Consider the following 18,946-nt stretch of genomic DNA (forward strand, 5'->3'; position numbering starts at 1 on the left):
CATGACCGACTCACTGGTCTCGCGCCGAGCGGGAGTCGCGGTACAGGTCGAGGGCCGGCCCAGGCGCCGCTCGCCGTTGACGTGGTTCGTGCTGGTGATCGCCGGGTTCCTCGCCTTGGCGATGTCGTCGCCGTTCCTGCTGATGGTGCTGAACGCCTTCAAGACCGGCGAGGACTACTCCAGCCACGGCCCGATCGCGTGGCCGCGGAGCTTCAGTCTCGATGCATTCACCAACTACCTGTCGCTGGTGGACTTCCCGGTCGCGCTGTGGAACTCCATCCTGATCTCGACAGCGGTGGCCTTCGGAGGGGTCGCGCTGGGTCTGCTCAGTGCCTACCCGATCGGGGTCGGCAGGATCCGGGGGAGCGGGGTGATCCTCGCCGCACTGCTGCTGTCCACGATGCTGCCGCACGAGGCGCTGATCTACCCGCTGTTCTACGGCGCCCAGGCCACCCACACCTTCAATACGGTCTGGTCGGTCGTGATCGTGTTCGTCGTACTGCAAGGAGCCTTCGGCACCTACCTTCTCGCCAGCGTGATGGGGACGATGCCGAAGGAGATCCTCGAGGCGGCCGCCATGGACGGCGCGAGCCGATGGCAGATCCTCTGGCGGATCGTGCTGCCGATCCTGCGGCCGACGTTGTCGGTGCTGCTGGTGTTCTTCTTCATCTGGACCTGGAACGAGTTCTACATCCCGGTCGTCCTGCTCGCCGACCAGTCGGCCCAAACCGTGCCGATCGCGTTGTCGACGCTGCGCGGACAGCACTCGATCGACATCACCGTTCTCAACGCGGGATCGCTGCTCTCGTTGCTCCCGACGCTGGTCTTCTTCCTGATCTTTCAGCGCACGCTGAACCGCGGCGTCACCGCGGGTGCCGTCAAATAGCCGTCCCGAGAGGAACCTCTTGTTCTCCACCTTCGATGTCCCCGTCCTGCCCGACGGTGTGACCAGTCGGTCGATCAACGCCGAGAACCCGAGTGGTGCTCCCGGAGCGGCCGCGCGTGCAGCGTCGGCGCTCGGTCCGTCCCGGAAGGGGTCGGCGTACCTGCCGTTGCCGGCCGGGGAGACGCTCACGCTCGCCGAGATCGAGGGGCCGGGGGTGATCCGGCACATCTGGCTGACCGTTGCCGACCGCACCGAACAGGGTCCCTTCGTACTGCGGGATCTGGTGCTGCGGGCGTACTGGGACGGCTCGGACCTGCCGTCGGTCGAGGTCCCGCTCGGCGACTTCTTCTGCAACGGATTCGGCACCCGCGCGCTCGTCAACTCGGCACCGATCGTCGTCGCCCCGACCGGGGGCATGAACTGCTATTTCCCGATGCCGTTCCGTAGCGGTGCCCGGCTGACGCTGGAGAGCCAGCACCCCGGCGACCTGCCTGCGGTGTTCTTCCAGATCGACTACACACTCGGCGACGACGTCGCCCCGGGTACGCCGTACTTCCACGCGCAGTGGCGACACTCCGACGGTACGGCGGCGCTGGGCACCGACCACGTGATCCTCGACGGCGTCGTCGGCCGCGGTACGTACGTCGGCACCTACCTGGCGCTGACGTCGCTGCACCGTTACTGGTGGGGCGAGGGCGAGGTCAAGTTCTTCGTCGACGGCGACGACGAGTTCCCGACCTTGTGCAGCACGGGGCTGGAGGACTACGCGGGTGGAGCATGGGCGTTCCAGGACGAGTTGCGCGCCGATCCGGAGCCGGAGATCGTCACCTTCAACGCGCCGTACTGCGGATATCCGTTCCACTCGGTCCGCGATCGGACGAAGGCGTCACCGTTCTCGACCGAGGCCCCGCCGATGCACGGCCTCTACCGCTGGCATCTGCCGGACCCGATCCATTTCACCGAACGGCTCGCGGTCACGGTGCAACAGATCGGCGCCTGGGACCACGGCCTGTTCGAGCGGCAGGACGACATCGCCACCACGGCGTACTGGTACCAGATCGCCCCGCAGACACCGTTCCCGCAACTTCCCGCCCCAGAATTACGTTGGCCACGATAACGAATCGCTAGACCCGGCTCTGCCCCCACGCCACGTGATCGCCGCCTTTGTTCGCCGCTCTGACCGCGGCGCACAAGGCGGACGTGGCCGCAGAAGTTCGACGTGTAGCTCGCACGGGGGACAAGGGCCGTTTGACCGTCAATTGGCTTCGGGATAGAAGTAGTTCATGACGTTCACCCAGGCGGATCTGGTGCGGAGCATGAACGCGTTCGTGGCGGCGTACGGGATCGAGGGTGACTTCCGGACCGACCTTGGGAACGCAACGCCCCTGCACTTCTGGGAGGCGGCGTTCATCCGCGAGACGCTGGTCGACGCGTCCCGGCTGACCGGGCTGTGGAGGGACGAGATCGGCGAGACGTACTACCGGTACGAGAACACGCACGCAGTCGACCGGTTCGGCAATCCGAAGTGCTGGATCGCGAACGACACGGACTGGAACGACGACTACTCGTGGGCCGTGCAGTTCGCGCTGGCGGCGTACGCGGTGACCGGTGACCGGCACCTGCTCGACCAGGCCAAGTGGCACACGGACTTCTTCTACCGCGACTTCTACGACGATGCGTACGGCGGTGGGTTCTGGCGCGAGCGGGGGACGAAGGACCAGAAGGACGTGCCGTCGAACGGGTTCGCCATCGCCGCGGCGGGGCTGGCGCGGTACTACCCGACCGAGAAGGTGCACAACAATCCGCTGGGGACCGACAAGACATACCTGCAGATCGGCCAGGACACCTACGACTGGCTGAAGGCGAGCTTCCTGCGTCCCGACGGCAGGTTGGAGAACTCGTTCTCGGGGCGCGAGTGGGACGCCAACCTCTACACCTACAACGCCGGCGTGTTCCTCGAGCTGGCCGCGAATCTGTACGACCTGACGAAGGATCGGTCGTACCTCGTCGAGGGGGTGCGGGTGGCGGACTTCGCGAAGACGCACTTCACGACCGGGCCGGAGCAGCTCATCGTGTACGAGGACGACGTCAACGGATCCGGCCGGTACCGACCGGACCCGGTGGAGAGCTACGAGATTGTCTTCAAGGGGATCTTCCTGCGGGGGCTGTCGCGGTTCATCACGATGGGCGGACAGACGCAGTACGTCGATTGGCTCTACGACAACGCGCAGGCGAGCTACGACCATCGGACCAACGACCTGCCGTCAGCTGTCTTCGACCAAACCCTGACCAACGCCCGCGGCACCGGCGTCGCGACAGGACTCGCGGCGATGACCTACGCGCTCTCGTCCCCGCCACCCAACTGAACACGCACTGTCGCCCCGACACCCGCTCCCTCGAGCGGTCGGGGGAGCGGGTGTGGTGTTCACGGGGTCAGGCGATGGGGAGTTCGCCACCGTCGACGACGAGGTTCGTTCCCGTGACCCACTGGGCGCGGTCGGAGGCGAGGTAGGCGACCGCTTCGGCGATGTCGCGTGGGTCTCCCGGTCGGCCGAGGGGGATGGCTGACGTCGTGGCGTCCAGAGGGACGCCCTGTGCGTCGGCGAGGGTCTGACGGATGGCGTCGGCGCCCGGCGTGAGAACGTTGCCCGGTGTGACGGTGGCAACGCGGATGCCGGCCGGGGCGAGCTCGGAGGCGAGCGCCTTGCTGTAGGCGTTGAGGGCCGCCTTCGCGGCGCCGTAGTGGGCCAGCGGTGCCGCGAGCTCGACGGCCATCCCGGAGGAGATGTTGACGACGACGCTGCCGGCACCTGATTCGCGCAGAGCGGGCAGGAAAGCACCCGTGACCCGCACGGCGGACAGGTAGTTCAGGGCAAGGGCGTCGACCCACTCCTCGTCGGGGATCGAGCCGATACCGCCGAGGTGCGTACGCGCGGCGCCGGCGTTGTTGACGACGATGTCGACACCGCCGAGTACCTCGAGGGCGGCAGTGGCCAAGGTCCGCACGCCTTCCGGCGTACTGACGTCGCCCGGGATGAAGGTCGCAGCCTGCGGCGTCTCGTCAGTCGCCTTCCGCGCGGAGGCGACAACGATCGCACCGCCGTCGAGGAACCGCTGGACGATCGCCGCTCCGATGCCACGGGAGCCGCCGGTGACGACAACCCGCCGGCCGGCGAACTCCGCGGGGTCGGACTGTGGAAGAGTTTTGAACATGCGGTCCAGAATACAAGTTCTGGACCGATTGTCCAGAACGACGTAGGCTTGCTGCATGGCCAGGCCGCGGAAGTTCGACGAAGCCGAAGTACTGGATGCTGCGCGGCAACAGTTCACCGAGACCGGTTATCACGGCACCTCCGTCGACGACCTGTCGCGCGCGACCGGGCTGAGCAAGGGCAGCCTGTACGGAGCGTTCGGTGACAAGGAGACGCTCTTCCAGCGAGTGTTCGACGACTACTGCGCAGGATCGGACGCGATGGCTGCCGCCCTGATCGACGGACCTGAGGACGAAGCGCTCATCCGGCTCCAGGCATGGCTGCACGCACCGGAGACGACCGACCGGTTCGGCTGTCTGCTCGCGAAGGGCACCGCGGAGCTCGCGTCCGAGAACGAGGCAGTCGCCGCGCGCTCGCTGGCGGCGTACGAGACCCTGCTGAACACCTGTCGCCAGCTCGTCGAGCAGGCCCAGCGTTCCGGCCTCGTCGACGCAGAGGCGGACGCCGAGGCGCTCGGCGGCTTGGTCGTCGCCACCCATCGCGGCCTGGAGGCACTCGCAAAGGCCGGCGTCGACCCGACGACGCGCAACCGCATCGCCGACGCGGCGATCACCAGCATCTCCCAGAAGACCGCGTCGGTGTCAACGCTGTAAGCGGGAGCCGACGTCGCTGATGAGCTCCGGCAGGTGACGCCTGGGCACGCCATCAAGTCCGGCCACCACGTTCGTGGGCACAAGCCGAAGACTGTTGCCGCAGGCCCCTACGGACTCTCGTTCCGTCCCGTCATGCCTTCGGCCCGGGGTGAAGAACGTGGTTTGTGCTTGGGTACTGGTATGGCCATGGAGATCATCGGAGTCATCGTCGCCGGCATCATCATCGGTCTGCTCGGTAAGTTCGTCGCTCCGGGTGACAAGGACAACATTCCGATCTGGCTCACGATCTTGTGCGGGATCGGGGGAGTGGTCATCGGCTGGTTCGTCTACACGGCGTTCGGCGGGAACGGCAGCCCCGGCATCGACTGGGTCCGCTGGATCGTGGCTATTGTGATCTCGGCCGTCCTGGTTGTCATCGCGTCCACGGTGACCAGCAGGAACACGTCCCGACGATGACCCCCTAGCAGGCTCCCCGGTCGGGTCCGCGTCAGCGGCTCGAACGGGTTTCTCCAGGAGTGGACCATGGGTTCAGCAGTGGATGCGGGCACCTCGCCGCCGGATGACTTCCAAGCCGTCGGCGGAACCCTCGAGCGTGCGCTCATCTGGGTCTTCATCGTCGTGCCGACGCTCGCCCTCGTCCCGGGAATCTTCTTCGCCTGGGGCGGTCTGATCGGCTGGCACGACATCGTCCTGCTGGTCGTCTTCTACGTGATCACCACCACGGGCATCGGCGTCGGGTACCACCGAGCCTTCACTCATGGCGCCCTGAAGAGCAGGCGGGGTCTGAAGATCGCGCTCGCGATCGCCGGCAGCATGGCGCTCGAGGGGCCGGTGATCCGCTGGGTGGCGGACCATCGTAAACATCACAAGTTCTCTGATCGGGATGGCGATCCGCACTCGCCCTGGCGGTACGGCACCAGTGGATGGGCGGTGACAAAGGGCTTCGTCTTCGCGCACGCGGGATGGGTTCTGTGGGGAGAAGACCGTGCCGATCCGAGGCAGTACGCGCCCGATCTCCTGAACGACCGCGACATGGCAGCGATTTCGAGGCACTTCCGCGAACTGGCGGCGTTCTCACTCCTGGCGCCTGCCGTCATCGGCGGACTGTGGGACATGTCGTGGCGCGGCGCCGCGACTGGCTTCTTCTGGGCAACTTTGGTCCGTGTCGCCCTGATGCATCACGTCACGTTCTCGATCAACTCGATCTGTCATGTCACAGGCGACAAACCCTTCACAGCTCGCGATCGCTCCGGAAACGTCTGGTGGCTGGCCATCCTGAGTCAGGGCGAGTCGTGGCACAACCTCCACCACGCCGATCCGACCTGTGCACGTCACGGCGTACTCAAAGGACAGCTGGACATCAACGCCGGCTTCATCAAGCTGTTCGAGCGGCTCGGATGGGCGTACAACGTCAAATGGCCCGACCAGCTACGCCTGCAGAGGAAGCGTGCCGAGGGAATGACGTCATCTTGACCAGGTAAGGCGGCTGTCGGCTAGAAGCCTTGCAGGAAAAGACAGATCAGGTGGCCGTGGGGGTCGCGAATGACTCGTACGCCGTCGGGCTGGGGCTGGTGGCCTTCGACGGTCGCGCCGAGGCGCACGGCGCGGGCAGTCTCGGCTTCGAGGTCATCGACCTGTACGTCGAGGTGCGCCTGCATCTGCTGGCTTCCGGGATGCTGCGGCCAGACCGGCCTGGTGTGGTCTCGTTCCAGCTGGAAGCTCAGACCGGGACGGTCGTCATCGGGGTGCCGGAGGCGAGCCCACTGCGGCTCGCTGCTGGTGATCTCCCAGCCGAGCAGGTCGCGGTAGAACGCGGCCAGCGCGGGCGGGTCCGGCGTACCGAGAACGGTGGCGACGAGTCTGCCGGGCACGTCACGCCTCCGGGCCGGCCGCGTCGTACTTCGTCCCGGTGCGGGTCGGTGCACCGGAGCACTTGTCTTCGCGCTTGTGGTTCAGCAGCTTGGCGCTCATGTCCTCATCCCTAGAAGTTCTTGGCGGATCCACCGCATCCAGTACGCCGATCGTCATTCCTCGTCGGTACCCCAGCCGTGCCGAAATACGCCGCCTGCGAGATCGTGGCGCTGCCTTAGCCTTGGGGTACCCCGAAACGGACGGAGCAGACGGGCACACCATGGCTGACGATCTGGCGAGGATTGCATCGGAACTGGCAGGGCGGATTGGCGAAGGGGCGATGGCGAGAGAGCTGCGGGTGGCGGTCGCGGAGTCGTTGACGAGCGGTGCGATCGCGACGCGGCTGGGGGCGGCGTCGAACTCGAGCGTCTGGTTCGCGGGCGCGGTTGTTGCCTACGCGGCGGAAACGAAGTTCCGTGTTCTGAAAGTTGATCGCGGGCCGGTGGCGAACGCGCGCTGCGCCGTACAGATGGCGAAGGGATGCGCGGAGCTGCTTGGAGCGGACCTCGCAGTCGCGGTGACTGGGGTTGGTGGCCCGGATCCGGAAGAGGGGCACCCGCCGGGAACTGTCTACGTGGCTGTGAGTAGTGGGGCGGGGGAGGTCGTGGATCAGCACCTGTTCGAGGGAGGACCGTCGGAGGTTGTTGCCCACGCAACCATTGCCGCACTCGAGAAGCTTCTCGCCGGGCTCTGACGGCCCACAGTCTCCGCGGTGGCGTACCCGCCCGGTCAGGTCATTTCAGCTCGCCGGTGTGGGGGATGCCGTGGGACGAGTCCTGGTCAGGTGCTGTTCCTGACTACGAGGGTGTGGGGAATGACGATCTGGCGGGGGGCCTGGGGTTCGCCGGCCATCCGGTCGAGGAGAAGGTCCAGAGCGGTGCGCGCGATGGTGGGCTTGTCGGGAGCGACGGTGCTGAGGGTCGGCGTGCTGTAGCGGCCGTCGTCGATGTCGTCCATGCCGATGACGGCGACGTCCTCGGGCACCCGGAGGCCGCGTTCGTGGAGGGTGTGGATGGCACCGAGGGCTAGCAGGTCGTTGTAGGCGAAGATCGCGTCGACGTCGACTCCCCGGTCGAGAAGCTCAGCCGTCGCGACCGCGCCGTCGCGCCGGTGGTACTTCTTGGTGTGAACGACGAGTGCGGCGTCGTACGGAATCCGCGCTCTGTCCAGCGCCTGCCGATAGCCCTCGGTCCGTTGCGGCGCCGTACCGCCGCCGCGTGGGTCCTGGTGGCCGATCGCAGCGATCCGGCGGTGCCCCTGCTGGATGAGATAGCCGGTCGCGTCAGCGACTGCCGCGACGTTGTCGATGGCAACGTGATCGAGGCCGGCCCCGGTGATCCGCTCGCCGAGCAGCACCAGGGGCGTCGTGTCGCGACGGGTCTCGAACTCGGCACGCTGGATGCCCAGGGGGCTGAAGATGATGCCGTCCACCATGCCTGGGTTCATACCGCTCAGGACGAAGCGTTCCGCCTCGAGGCGACCGTTCGTCTGATCGACGAGGACGGTGTAGCCGCGTTCGCGGGCGTCCTGGACGACGTGGCCGATCAGCTCGGCAAAATACGGCACGTCGATCTCAGGCACAGCGACCGCGATGAGTCCGCCCTGGCGGAGCCGGAGATTGCGAGCGGAGAGGTTCGGCCGGTACCCGAGCTGCTCGATCGCCCACTCGACGCGCTCCCGGGTGGCCGAGCTCACCGGGCGGTTCCCGGACAGCACGTTCGACACCGTCGTCGGTGACACCCGTGCCAGCGCGGCCACGTCACGGATGCCGACGGTGGGGCGCGGCGGTCCTGCACTCAGCATGCACGCATTCTCGCAGCATCGCGCAACCATCTCGGCGGCAGCGTGTGTAACGTTGTACATGGTGATCTGGATTCCTGAGAAATACCACCAATCTAGGCGGGTTCCGGGCACTTCGCGGCAGGTTACAACGTCAAAATGAACTATTGCGCACTTCGGTCGGCATCGCTACTGTCCGGGGCATGTCGACCCCAGCCAGCACATCGCGCCGGAAGCTCACCGTCGCCTTGGTCGCCGTCGTGGCTCTGCTGTCCCCATCGGCTCCCGCCCTCGCGGCCGATCCGCACCCCAACGCGTCGCCGGCAGCCGCCGGTGCTGCGGCGGACGTTCGCGGACGGGTCGTGGATGCGCACAGCGGCGCGCCGATCGCGAACGCCAGCATTCATGCCTCCCGAACCAGCCTGTTCGCCAACTCCGCCCAGGACGGCACGTTCGTCCTGACCGGCGTACCTGAGAGCAGCGCTCTGGTGATCGCTGCGAAGGAGGGGTACGCCTTCGCCTCGGCGGCCGTTGCGTCGTCGGTCACTCTGAGGCTGCAACGCGACACCGCGCCGGCGCGGGCAGAGTACCCACGCCCGGACGCGGATCGGCGTCCGTTCACGGGCAACAAGTGGATGACGCTGAACGGGACCTGGTCGTTCGATTTCGACCCCGGCAACGACGGCGAGAACGAGCGGTGGTTCGATCCGGCCCACTCGTTCGGCAAAGCGATCCGGGTGCCGTTCGGCTACCAGTCACTGGCCGCCTGGGGTGAGGAGGATCTGGCGACCAAGGAGGTCTTCCGCAGCGCGTTCTCCAGCTACCGTGGCACGGTTTGGTATCGGCGTACCTTCACCGTCCCGAAGAACTTCGGTCATCAGCAGACACGGCTTCGCATCGGAGCGGCCGATTGGGGTGCGGCGGCGTGGCTCGACGGCAAGCCTGTCCTCCCGTACACCGGTGACGGGTACACCGAGATCACCGCAGGTCTCGGCGCACTGGTCCCGGGATCGACGCACACGCTGACGATCCGGGTGGTCGCGCCGCCGACGACCGCGGACTCGCCGTACCCGATGGGCAAGCAGACCGGCGTTCCGGACGGCGAGAACACCGGCTGGTTCACGGATATCGGGGGCATCTGGCAGTCCGTGTGGATCGAGCCGTACGCCGATGCGCGGCTCACCCAGACCCACGTGACCCCTGAGCTTTCGTTCGAGGGGACAGGGCGCACGCCGTCGACGGCAGCCGCGAAAGTCGACGTGACGGCGATCGGAGCTACGTCGGCGACCGTCACGATCAGGGATCCGCACGGACGACCTGCCGGCACGGCCGTCGTACCCCTCACCAACGGGCAGGGTACGGCGCGGATACCGATCACGCGCCCGAGGTTGTGGGAGCCGGCCGATCCTGCGCTGTACACCGCCGACTTCCAGGTGGGGCACGCCGACGGCCTCCGGACGACGTTCGGGATGCGCAAGGTCGAACGCAAATGGGCGCCCGGACACACCGACGAGTATCAGTACATCTACCTGAACAATCGGCCGATCTATGTCCGCGGCGTACTCGACCAGGCTTACAACCCATGGGGTGTGTACACCTACACCGGTGTCACCGCCGGCCCGGACCTGCACACCGGGTCCGAGGCGCAGCCGGGCCGCGGATCCATGCTCCTCGATCTGAAGAACGCCAAGCAGCTCGGCTTCAACGTCGTCCGCACCCACGTCAAGATCAACGAGCCGGCCTACTACCACTTGGCCGACAAGCTCGGTCTGATGATCTGGCAGGACCTGCCCAACGCCGGCTGGAACTCCTTGGGTGACCGGGCCGAGGAACTCTACGAGGGTCTGCTGCGGACGACCTTCCAGCGCGACCACAACCACCCGTCGATCGTCATCTGGACGACCTTCAACGAGTCCTGGGGTATCAACGATCAGCCGTGGCAGCAGCCGATCCCGGCCGCTTCCTTCCCGTACGTACGACGTATGGTCACGCTGGCCCACGACCTCGACCCGTCGAGACTGGTCGTCGACAACTCCGCTTGTTGCCAGAACGGCCATCTCGACACTGATCTCAACGACTTCCACTACTACCTGTCGACGTACGACGAGTGGAAGAAGCTGCTCGACGGCTTCGACGCGCAGGTCGCGCCCGGATCCGCCTGGAACTTCAACGACGGAGTGCAGAGCGGACAGCCATGGCTGAACTCCGAGTTCGCCATCAAGTCCGGTCAGTTCCCCCACACGGCAAGCCTGTTCCGGGCCTATCCCAAGCTCGACGGGTACGTCGGCGTACAGCTGGCCGAGACCGAGCAGGAGGTCAACAGCCCCTTCACCTTCGACCGCCAGCCCAACCAGCCGGAGTTCGTCGACCACCTCGGAGCGGCGCGCGGCATCGATCTCTTCCAGGGCGACGACGCAGTCTCCTTGATGGGTACGACGGGACGCACCGTCAACCGCGGCTACACGATCGACGTACCGGTCAAGATCAGCCACTTCAGCGACCTCGACCTCTCTCGGGCCGTGCTGCACTGGAAGATCGGCGGGTACGACGACCAGGGCCGCTGGATCGCCGACGCCGGGCAAGGATCCCGGCCCGTGAGCCCGAGCCGGTACGGCGTCAGCGACGCCGGCACAGTATCGGCCGCGGCACCCGCGCAGGTGCGCGTCGGCTACGTGTGGATCTGGATCGAGGCGCAGGGAAAGACCACTGCCGAGAACTACTTGACGTTCGACACCCCGGGCCCGGTCGGTGGAGCCGGCTTCTCGCCTGGCAACGTGGTCTCGCAAGGTTGGACGGGTGGTGCTCAAGCGCGGACAACAGGCGGGTCCGATTGGGTCACCGGATACGGTCGGGGGTACTTCGAGTATAAGGTCGACGTACCGAACGACGTACGCGACGGTGCCACGCTTGTCGCCGAGGTCGCGTCCGCCCAGGCGCCTGGGTGGTACGACGCGAACAACGTGACGACCGCCCGTCGGTATCCGACCAATCTCACGGTCTCGGTGAACGGCAAGACGTTGCCGGCGGTCGTACTTCCCGATGACCCGAACGGCCCGCGCGCCCTCGCCGGCCGCTCGCGTGGCTCCATCGGCGGCGACTATGGAAACCGGTACGGCTATCGCATCGCTGTTCCGATCACAGCCGATCAGCTCGGCGACGCGGACACCGCCACGCTCCGGTTCGCGTCCGACGGCGGCGGGCTGTCGATCATCGGTGCTCGCTCCGGTCGCCACGGCACACCGCCGGCTCTGGTCAGCGGCACCGTCAAGGTGCCGGACGAGCGGCCTTCGGTTCGGGCCGTCGACACCAGGCTGTCGGTGTACCAGGCTCCCGCAGTGATAGCTCCGGCGACCGGAACCGGCACCGTCATCGTCTCGGTTGTCAACGACAGCGGCCGGGCAGCGGACAACGTCCGCGTCAGGCTGAGCGGTCCCGACGGCTGGACGTCGGTCGGCGCTGAGCCAAGTCTCGTCCGCAGGCTCGAACCGGGGCAGGCGAAACACATAGCTTTCGCCGTCCGTTCCGGCTCACCCGTGCGGACCGGGCAAACCGTTGCCTTCACCGCCACGGCCGGCTGGGGCGAGCACGCGATCCAGGTAGTTGGCAGGTCGACCGTGAGTTTCGACCCGGACGCGTACTCCGAGGTCGGCGTCGATGACACCTTCGATGCTGACTCGAGCGCCGACTACACGGTCTACAAGGCGTCGGCGAACGAAGCTCTGCCGCAGCTGACCTTCGGCGGCGGGAGTCTGCGGGCCTACGCGCCCGGTGCGTACTACGGCCTGGTCGCTCACAAGTCCGGACCGAAGAGCGCCCGCGCGGTCGTCGTCGTCGACCACGACCAGTGGGCCGGGACCGGGAAGGGACAGGACGCGCACTTCAACGGACTCGTCAAGGATGCCGACAACTACGTCTTGGCGTGGACCGGTATCAAGGGCCAGCACGGCGTCGACATCAAGATCGACGGCAAGCTCACCACCTCCTGTTGTTCGAGCGCGCCGCTCCAATCCGGCGACCGCTGGGCGTTCATCCTGGACGGTAACGCCATCGGCGTCTGGGTCGACCACGGCCACGGCTGGGGCTGGTCCCAGATCATGACGACCACCACCCAGGGCCGGATCGACTTCACCCAACCCGGGGCACTCGACGGCTGGCACTACGCCACCGGTCTGCGCAGCAATGCCGGTACGCAGATCATCAGCCGCTTCGAGGGCCGCAGCGAGGCGAGCTGATGGACCGGTCCTCGTCAGCGCTCCGGGCCGCCGCAGTCACTCCGCTGAGCCAGCTCCGTGGCGTCCGTCCTCGGGTCTCGAGGGCGCCTGTGGACGTCGAGGGCGCACGACGAACTGCTCCGGGAAGGTCCAGTCGAAGCGGACGGCGGCCAGGCGCACGAGCGTGGTCACCGTGACGCAGACGACTCCCGCGATCGGGATGGGCGTGCCGAGCTCGGCGAGCAGGGCTAGCGATGCGGTGCCGGCACCCGCGGCGACGGCGTACAGGGTACCCACGTGCAGGAACGAGAATGACAAGCTGAGCATGACATCGCGCAGCATCCCGCCCCCGATGGCGCCGATGACGCCGACCACTACTGCCCCGGCCACGCCTACTCCGAGGGAGAGCGCTTTCGAGGCTCCGATCGCTCCGAACAGCCCCATCACGACGGCGTCGAGCACGGTGATCAGCCATTCCGCTCGTGACAAGAGGGGTTGCAGCACCATGCCGAGGATCGCCGAGGCGCCGGCCACGGTCAGGTACCAGTTGCTCCAGACAACGACCGGCGGCTGATTGAGTACGGTGTCGCGAAGCAGGCTTCCTCCGAGAGCGACGGCGAGTCCGATCACGATGACGCCGAGCACGTCGATGCGGCGAGACCTGACGCCGGCGGCGAAGAGCGCCCCTTGAAGGCCGCCGAGTCCAGCGGCCAGGAGCTCGATCCAGAGCGTCACCTGGAACGGGGTGATCACTAGGTGATCCTTCCGGAGAACTGGGGCCGGCGCGCGCGATTGGCGCGGCCGGCCCCCTGGGTCGACAACGGATCAGCGGCTCACCGGCCGGCGTTGCAAGCGCCCTTCGCGGCGGCATCGATGGTGTCGGAGACGACGCCGGCCTGCGTGATGAACAGGGCGTGGCTGGCGGATACGTTGGTGATCTTCGCACCGCTCCGCGTCGCCATGTGCTGCAGCATGGCCTGATCGAACGCCTTGTCCTCCGTGGCGATGACGGCCCAGCTGGGCTTGTCGCGCCAGGCGGCGTTCTTCAGCGGCGTGTCGAAGACCGACATGTTGATCGGGATCTGCGTGTCACGCAAGAAGGCGGCGTCCGCGTCGGTGGCGTCGTGGGCGAACCCGGCCTTGAACTTGTCGTGGTTGAGGAAGCCGTACCCGTCGTCCGCGACATCGATGACGAAGTCCGGCGTCGCCGCGAATCCGGCGTACTGCTCGGCCGTGGTCTCGCCGGCATCGGGTGCAAGAGCGGAGACGTAGACCAGACCGGCCACGTTCGGATGGACACCGGCCTCGGTGATGACCGTGCCGCCCCAGGAGTGGCCCACGAGGATCGTCGGGCCGTCCTGCTGGTTCAGCACCCGTGTGGTCGCTGCGACGTCGTCCTCGAGTGAGGTGAGCGGGTTCTGCACGATCGTCACCTGGTAGCCGCGCGCCGTCAGGTTGTCGTACACGCCACGCCATCCCGAGCCATCAGCGAACGCGCCGTGCACCAGTACGACGTTCTTGATCTCCTGGTCGGTGCTCATGAACGGGTCCCCCTCTTCCCGCCGGGAATGCCCGAGCGGATCGATGATGAGCTCGACGGATTCGGCTCTGATATGCAATATATCGCCACCTGTACATCCTCACAAGCCACGCTTGGGGTTAGGAGATGGCGGGATGTGTGTGCAATATGTTGCTGTGCCGATCCCTGCGAACACCCCTGCCGTAGACCGCACTCTCCTGCGCGACGATGTCTACCGCCGCCTCCGCGACGCCATCGTCGATGGAACCTTCAGGCCGGGAGAGCAACTCAAGGACGGCGACCTTGCTGCCTGGCTGGGGGTCAGCCGGACCCCGGTGCGCGAAGCGCTGCTGCGCCTCGCGGCGAGTGGATTGGTGGTGGCGCTGCCGGGTCGATCCACGACGGTCAGCGCCATCGACATTCAGGTGGTGCGGGACGCGAGAGATGTCGTCGCCGCGATGCATGAGTTGGCCGTGCGAGAAGTGACGGGCCGGCTCACTGAGCAGGACGTGGACCGGATGCGGGACGCGAACCGCCGGTTCGCTGGTGCCGTGGCATCAGGCGACGTCAAAGCCGCCCTGGAAGCAGACGAGGAACTGCACAGGATCCCGGTCGCCGCGCTCGGCAATCAGGCCCTCGAAGCGGTGATCGAGCGCTTCGACCCCCTGATCCGCCGCGCGGAGCGGATGCGCTTCGGTGTCGATGGCCACGCCTCCGTCAACCGGCACGAGCAGCTGATCAATCTCATCGAGGCGAGGGACGCGAAAGGCGCCGCATCGGTGGCATTCGACACTTGGCACAGCCTCTCGGTCTCCGACGACGCCGAAGCCGCCGGGGAGTTGCGGCCGTGACCAAGGGGTTCACCGGCCGGTGAACCCCTTGCCGTTGTTCACGATCTCCTCCGGTACGCCGTATGTCGGCATCGCCAACGCGAGCCCCTCGCAGACCCGCTGGGCCGTGCGCTCCGCGCCGCCGCGCCCCGGCTCGATCAGCGACAACCGGACCACCCATGCACTTCCGAGCTGTCAAACGTTGGCCTCACCATTTTTCTGCATTCAGCACCCGATCCTGTTGAAGGTGCGGAGCAGCTACCGTGTCCATGGGTCGGTCGGACAAGTGGCCGGCGAGCAGGTCGCGCCATGGTGCGACGTCGGCGAAGACGGCGGCCATGATGTTCAGCGCTGCCTGGTGCTGATCCTCCGGTGCCGAGCAGCAGTCGGATGCGACGAGGATCTCGAAGTCGCGCTGCTGCCCGGAGCGGACTGTGGACTCGACGCAGACGCTGGTGACGACGCCGGTCACCAGCAGCCGAGTGATCCCCATCGCGCGCAGCACCGTCTCCAGGTCGGTGTAGAGAAAGGCGTCGAACCGGCTCTTGTCGATGATTTTGTCGCCGGCCTCGGGCGCCAGCTCGTCGACCACGTCGGCGTCCCAGGTGCCGCGGACCAGCGGCAGCGGGTCCATCGGAAGCACCGCGGCGATTCGCGGCGGCAGCTCGACGAAGTCAGGTCGGTACACGTGTCGGGTGTAGACGACCGGGAGACCGAGCGAGCGGGCATGCGCGATCAGGGCCGCGTTCTCGGCGATGACCTCGGGGCTCCGCGGCAGGCCCATCCCGTTGGTGGGCAGCGATCCCTTGGGGTGGACGAACCCGTTCTGCATGTCGATGACCAGTACGGCGGTGCTCATGTGCTGTTCCTCTGCTCTCAGGCTGCCAGCGCCGGGACGGCGCGGTGCCACGTGGTGTCGAGCTGGTAGGCGTGCGCCGCGCGCAGCACCGTCGCCTCGTCGAACGGACGCCCGGCGAGCTGCAGGCCGAGCGGCAGGCCGACGTCGGTGAAGCCGATCGGGACGGTGATCACGGGGTTGCCGGTGACGTCCCAGTACGGCGTGTTCACGGCCCGGAACCAGGCGGTGGTGTCGCCCTGCAGTTCTTCGAACGACAGCGCCCCCTGGAACGCCGACGGGGTCAGTATCAGGTCGACGGCGTCGGCGAACATCCGGGCGAGCTCCTGAGTGACGACCCGGCGTACCCGCTGGGACTGGACGTAGTCAGCACCGCTGAAGAAGGTTCCGCCGGCCAGTCCGGTGCGGATCGAGGCCGAGTAATCGGCGAGCCGGGTCCGGGCATCGGGCAGGTGGTAGGCGCCGCTCTCGCCGGCGTTGATCGGCCAGAGGCAGGCGACGGTCTGCTCGAAGGACGGCAGCGTGACGTCGACGACCTCAGCGCCGCGCGCGACGAGGACTGCGATCGCGTCGTCGAGCAGCGGATCCAGCCGCGGGTCGACGTACGGCGCCATCGCCCGGCCACTGGTCCGATCGACGCCGATCCGCAGCCCGGTCAGGTCACCGGTCAGCGCGGCCCTGTGGTCCGGTACGGGTGCGTCGATCGAGCAGCGGTCGCCGGCGTCGTACCCGGCCAATACGTCCAGCAGCAACGCGCAGTCCTCGGCCGACCGGGCCAGCGGGCCGATGTGGTCGAGGCTGTACCCGAGCGGGACGCAGCCGGACTTCGGCACCCGCCCGAAGGTGGGCATCAACCCGGTGACCCCGCAGAAGGCGGCGGGGATCCGGATGCTGCCACCGGTGTCCGTGCCCAGGCCGGCGCGGAAGACGCCGGCCGAGACACCGCTCCCGGTGCCCGAGCTGGAACCGCCCGCCCAGTGGTCGAGGTTCCAGGGGTTCCGCGGAATCGGGAACGGCTTGTCCGGATCCGGTGCACCCATCGCGAACTCCATCGTGGTGAGCTTGCCGGTGACCAGACCTCCGGCGTCGCGAAGCCGCTGCACCACGACCGCGTCACCCTGCCCCCAGGCGCGGTCGAGTACCAGGCTCTGTGCCGTGGTCTCGCCCTCACGAGTGGTGATGATGTCCTTGATGCCCAGCGGGATGCCGTGCAGCGGACCGACTTCGTCGCCGGCCGCGAGCGCGGCATCGGCGTCCGCTGCGGCGGCGAGCAGGGACTCGTCGTACCGGCTGATGTAGATGCCGACCCGCTGGTCGAGCCGGTTCGCGAGCGAGATCGACTCCTGCGCCAGTTGCATGCTGGTGACCGAGCCGAACCGCAGCGCTGCCGCTGCCTCGGTGACGGTGAGCAGGTCGGTGCTCGGGAGGGCCTCGACGCTCATGCCGCCACCTCCTCGGCGTCCGGTGCCGCCGGCACTTGCAAGTGGTGGTCGGTGACCTGCTGGAAGGCGTCGCCCGCGCGCAGCACCAGCCCCTCCTCGAACGGGCGGCCGGCGACCTGGAGGCCGAGCGGGAGACCGGCGGCGGTGAAGCCCATGGGGACGCTCAGCACCGGGTTGCCGGTGGTGTCCCAGTAGCCCGTGTAGATCGGCGTCATGATGTTGGCGATGCCGCCGGCCAGGTCCTCGAACGAGATCGCGCCCACTCCTGAGGTCGGCGTGACGATCAGATCGACGTCGGCGTAGAGGGCGGTCAAGGCCTGGGTCCCGACCGTCCGCGCTCGCTGGGCCTGCACGAAGTCCATTGCGGAGTAGAAGATCGCGGTGCCCAGGATCTCCCGGGTCGCGGCACCGTAGTCGAGCCACCGCTTCTGCAGATCCGGTCGGTGGTAGGCGAACGCCTCGCTGACCAGGATCACCATGTCCGCGGTCGACATCTCGGCGTAGAACGGCAGCTCGACCTCGACGACCGTCGCGCCCCGGCTCTCCAGCGCGGCCAGAGCGGCGGCGAAGGCCTCGGCGACGGCCGGGTCCTCCTTGTCGCCGGCGATCCGGGCGAGCCGATCGGCGCCGATCCGGACGCCGGTGAGGTCACCGGTCAGGGCACCGCTGTACTCGTCGACCGGGACGTCGATCGCGCACAGGTCGCTCGCGTCGTACCCGGCCAGCACGTCGAGCATCAGGGCGCAGTCGGCGGCGGAGCGGGCCATCGGGCCGATGTGGTCGAGGCTGTAGCCGAGCGGGATGCAGCCGGACTTCGGCACCCGGCCGAACGTCGGCATCAGGCCTGAGATCCCGCAGAACGCGGCCGGGATGCGGATGCTGCCGCCGGTGTCGGTGCCCAGCGCGCCGAGTACCGCGCCCGAGGACACCGCGCTGCCCGACCCCGAGCTCGACCCGCCGGCCCAGTGCTCCAGGCTCCACGGGTTCCGCGGGACCGGGAACGGCTTGGTGTCGTCGGGGGCGCCGATCGCGAACTCCATCGTGGTCAGCTTGCCGAGTACGAGACCGCCGGCCGACCGGAGCCGGTCCACCACGACGGCGTCGCCGCTCATCGCGGTCCGGTCGTGGACCAGGCTCTGTCCGGTCGTCGGACCCTCGCGGGTGGTGATGATGTCCTTGATCCCGAGCGGGATCCCGTGCAGCGGGCCGACGTCCTTGCCGGCCGCGAGGTCGGCGTCGGCCTCAGCCGCCGCCTGCAGGGCGGACTCGGTGTAGCGGGCCAGGAACATCCCGACCTCGCCGTCGTACGCGTCGGCGGTCGCGTAGCACTGCTCGACCAGGTCGACGCTGGTGGTGGTACCGGCCCGAAGCGCGGTGGCGGCTTCGGTGATCGTCAAGGCTGTCTCAGTCGTGGTCATCAGCGTCCTCAGATCCGGGGGTCGAAGGTGACTGCGGGCTCGGCGTAGCGGACGCCGGGCATCGTGTAGAGGGACTCGACGCCCATCCGGCTGACCGGGTACGCCGCGACCAGTTGTTCGATTTCCTCGGGGGTCGGCGAGATGCCGTTCATCGCGAGCAGGGCGTCGACGATCTCGGCGTCGGTGGGGGTGTTGTCGGTCATCGGGTGTTCCTTTCGGGACGAGGTAA

General features: G+C 67.5%; 19 protein-coding genes. 9 read left to right on the forward strand and 10 right to left on the reverse strand.

Going from position 1 to position 18,946, the window contains the following annotated elements; translation table 11 throughout:
* The first annotated feature begins 1 nt into the window (after position 1).
* From ACFYRH_RS33780 to ACFYRH_RS33790, 3 genes are all read left to right on the forward strand, one after another.
* The gene (locus tag ACFYRH_RS33780; RefSeq protein ID WP_387783767.1) at positions 2-886 is read left to right on the forward strand and encodes a carbohydrate ABC transporter permease; all 885 of its coding nucleotides are present in this window, start codon (positions 2-4) and stop codon (positions 884-886) included.
* Between the two features lie 58 nt (positions 887-944).
* Positions 945-2,003 carry a glycoside hydrolase family 172 protein gene (locus tag ACFYRH_RS33785; protein ID WP_387783768.1) on the forward strand — a complete coding sequence of 353 codons (1,059 nt, stop codon included), beginning with the start codon at positions 945-947 and terminating at the stop codon, positions 2,001-2,003.
* 166 nt (positions 2,004-2,169) lie between these two features.
* Positions 2,170-3,252 (forward strand): glycoside hydrolase family 76 protein, encoded by a 1,083-nt coding sequence (locus ACFYRH_RS33790; protein WP_387783770.1) that lies wholly within the window; start codon positions 2,170-2,172, stop codon positions 3,250-3,252.
* 67 nt (positions 3,253-3,319) lie between these two features.
* Here the strand turns inward: ACFYRH_RS33790 and ACFYRH_RS33795 are convergent, their stop codons facing one another.
* Complete coding sequence (locus ACFYRH_RS33795; RefSeq protein WP_387783772.1) at positions 3,320-4,099, reverse strand: SDR family oxidoreductase; 780 nt, start codon at positions 4,097-4,099, stop codon at positions 3,320-3,322.
* Between the two features lie 55 nt (positions 4,100-4,154).
* Between ACFYRH_RS33795 and ACFYRH_RS33800 the strand changes: the two genes are divergently transcribed.
* From ACFYRH_RS33800 to ACFYRH_RS33810, 3 genes are all read left to right on the forward strand, one after another.
* Positions 4,155-4,751, forward strand: coding sequence for a TetR/AcrR family transcriptional regulator (locus ACFYRH_RS33800; protein WP_387783774.1), 597 nt, complete (start codon positions 4,155-4,157; stop codon positions 4,749-4,751).
* A gap of 180 nt (positions 4,752-4,931) precedes the next feature.
* A complete protein-coding gene (locus tag ACFYRH_RS33805) occupies positions 4,932-5,207 on the forward strand; it encodes a GlsB/YeaQ/YmgE family stress response membrane protein (RefSeq protein ID WP_387783776.1) in 276 nt (91 codons plus the stop codon).
* Between the two features lie 78 nt (positions 5,208-5,285).
* Positions 5,286-6,224, forward strand: coding sequence for an acyl-CoA desaturase (locus ACFYRH_RS33810; RefSeq protein ID WP_387783777.1), 939 nt, complete (start codon positions 5,286-5,288; stop codon positions 6,222-6,224).
* Between the two features lie 20 nt (positions 6,225-6,244).
* Here ACFYRH_RS33810 and ACFYRH_RS33815 read toward each other — a convergent pair whose 3' ends face one another.
* Complete coding sequence (locus tag ACFYRH_RS33815; protein ID WP_387783779.1) at positions 6,245-6,622, reverse strand: VOC family protein; 378 nt, start codon at positions 6,620-6,622, stop codon at positions 6,245-6,247.
* Positions 6,623-6,882: 260 nt separating this feature from the next.
* On the opposite strand from ACFYRH_RS33815, the gene ACFYRH_RS33820 reads away from it, so the two are divergent.
* Positions 6,883-7,356 (forward strand): CinA family protein, encoded by a 474-nt coding sequence (locus tag ACFYRH_RS33820; protein WP_387783781.1) that lies wholly within the window; start codon positions 6,883-6,885, stop codon positions 7,354-7,356.
* Positions 7,357-7,442: 86 nt separating this feature from the next.
* On the opposite strand, the gene ACFYRH_RS33825 is transcribed toward ACFYRH_RS33820, so the two are convergent.
* Complete coding sequence (locus ACFYRH_RS33825; RefSeq protein WP_387783782.1) at positions 7,443-8,465, reverse strand: LacI family DNA-binding transcriptional regulator; 1,023 nt, start codon at positions 8,463-8,465, stop codon at positions 7,443-7,445.
* A 179-nt stretch (positions 8,466-8,644) separates the two neighbouring features.
* Between ACFYRH_RS33825 and ACFYRH_RS33830 the strand changes: the two genes are divergently transcribed.
* The gene (locus ACFYRH_RS33830) at positions 8,645-12,673 is read left to right on the forward strand and encodes a glycoside hydrolase family 2 TIM barrel-domain containing protein (RefSeq protein WP_387783784.1); all 4,029 of its coding nucleotides are present in this window, start codon (positions 8,645-8,647) and stop codon (positions 12,671-12,673) included.
* Positions 12,674-12,709: 36 nt separating this feature from the next.
* On the opposite strand, the gene ACFYRH_RS33835 is transcribed toward ACFYRH_RS33830, so the two are convergent.
* Together ACFYRH_RS33835 and ACFYRH_RS33840 are read right to left on the reverse strand one after the other, a co-directional pair.
* Positions 12,710-13,387, reverse strand: coding sequence for a trimeric intracellular cation channel family protein (locus ACFYRH_RS33835; RefSeq protein ID WP_387783786.1), 678 nt, complete (start codon positions 13,385-13,387; stop codon positions 12,710-12,712).
* A gap of 98 nt (positions 13,388-13,485) precedes the next feature.
* A complete protein-coding gene (locus ACFYRH_RS33840; RefSeq protein WP_387783788.1) occupies positions 13,486-14,193 on the reverse strand; it encodes an alpha/beta hydrolase in 708 nt (235 codons plus the stop codon).
* A gap of 154 nt (positions 14,194-14,347) precedes the next feature.
* Here ACFYRH_RS33840 and ACFYRH_RS33845 point away from each other — a divergent pair, with 154 nt between their 5' ends.
* Entirely contained in the window at positions 14,348-15,022 is a 675-nt protein-coding gene (locus ACFYRH_RS33845) for a GntR family transcriptional regulator (RefSeq protein WP_387783789.1), read from the forward strand.
* A 9-nt stretch (positions 15,023-15,031) separates the two neighbouring features.
* On the opposite strand, the gene ACFYRH_RS33850 is transcribed toward ACFYRH_RS33845, so the two are convergent.
* Genes ACFYRH_RS33850 through ACFYRH_RS33870 form a run of 5 tightly spaced genes read right to left on the reverse strand, consistent with a single transcriptional unit; the run spans position 15,032 to position 18,920 of the window.
* Entirely contained in the window at positions 15,032-15,178 is a 147-nt protein-coding gene (locus ACFYRH_RS33850; RefSeq protein ID WP_387783791.1) for a hypothetical protein, read from the reverse strand.
* Positions 15,179-15,209: 31 nt separating this feature from the next.
* A complete protein-coding gene (locus ACFYRH_RS33855) occupies positions 15,210-15,860 on the reverse strand; it encodes a cysteine hydrolase family protein (RefSeq protein ID WP_387783793.1) in 651 nt (216 codons plus the stop codon).
* A 17-nt stretch (positions 15,861-15,877) separates the two neighbouring features.
* Positions 15,878-17,299: an amidase gene (locus tag ACFYRH_RS33860; protein ID WP_387783794.1), complete on the reverse strand. Its 1,422-nt coding sequence runs from the start codon at positions 17,297-17,299 to the stop codon at positions 15,878-15,880.
* Positions 17,296-18,717, reverse strand: a complete 1,422-nt coding sequence (locus tag ACFYRH_RS33865) for an amidase (RefSeq protein WP_387783796.1) — start codon at positions 18,715-18,717, stop codon at positions 17,296-17,298. Before ACFYRH_RS33865 ends, ACFYRH_RS33860 begins: the two co-directional genes overlap by 4 nt.
* Positions 18,718-18,725: 8 nt before the next feature.
* Entirely contained in the window at positions 18,726-18,920 is a 195-nt protein-coding gene (locus ACFYRH_RS33870; RefSeq protein ID WP_387783798.1) for a hypothetical protein, read from the reverse strand.
* Positions 18,921-18,946 lie beyond the last annotated feature (26 nt).

The sequence above is a fragment of the Kribbella sp. NPDC004875 genome (assembly GCF_042873375.1).
GTDB lineage: Bacteria > Actinomycetota > Actinomycetes > Propionibacteriales > Kribbellaceae > Kribbella.

Bases quoted from the DNA above. Each gene is read 5' to 3' on its own strand.
- ACFYRH_RS33840 (WP_387783788.1), bottom strand. From the start codon at position 14,193: ATGAGCACCGACCAGGAGATCAAGAACGTCGTACTGGTGCACGGCGCG.
- ACFYRH_RS33800 (WP_387783774.1), top strand. From the start codon at position 4,155: ATGGCCAGGCCGCGGAAGTTCGACGAAGCCGAAGTACTGGATGCTGCG.
- ACFYRH_RS33860 (WP_387783794.1), bottom strand. From the start codon at position 17,299: ATGAGCGTCGAGGCCCTCCCGAGCACCGACCTGCTCACCGTCACCGAG.
- ACFYRH_RS33830 (WP_387783784.1), top strand. From the start codon at position 8,645: ATGTCGACCCCAGCCAGCACATCGCGCCGGAAGCTCACCGTCGCCTTG.
- ACFYRH_RS33825 (WP_387783782.1), bottom strand. From the start codon at position 8,465: ATGCTGAGTGCAGGACCGCCGCGCCCCACCGTCGGCATCCGTGACGTG.
- ACFYRH_RS33790 (WP_387783770.1), top strand. From the start codon at position 2,170: ATGACGTTCACCCAGGCGGATCTGGTGCGGAGCATGAACGCGTTCGTG.
- ACFYRH_RS33855 (WP_387783793.1), bottom strand. From the start codon at position 15,860: ATGAGCACCGCCGTACTGGTCATCGACATGCAGAACGGGTTCGTCCAC.
- ACFYRH_RS33865 (WP_387783796.1), bottom strand. From the start codon at position 18,717: ATGACCACGACTGAGACAGCCTTGACGATCACCGAAGCCGCCACCGCG.
- ACFYRH_RS33820 (WP_387783781.1), top strand. From the start codon at position 6,883: ATGGCTGACGATCTGGCGAGGATTGCATCGGAACTGGCAGGGCGGATT.
- ACFYRH_RS33870 (WP_387783798.1), bottom strand. From the start codon at position 18,920: ATGACCGACAACACCCCCACCGACGCCGAGATCGTCGACGCCCTGCTC.
- ACFYRH_RS33780 (WP_387783767.1), top strand. From the start codon at position 2: ATGACCGACTCACTGGTCTCGCGCCGAGCGGGAGTCGCGGTACAGGTC.
- ACFYRH_RS33795 (WP_387783772.1), bottom strand. From the start codon at position 4,099: ATGTTCAAAACTCTTCCACAGTCCGACCCCGCGGAGTTCGCCGGCCGG.
- ACFYRH_RS33805 (WP_387783776.1), top strand. From the start codon at position 4,932: ATGGCCATGGAGATCATCGGAGTCATCGTCGCCGGCATCATCATCGGT.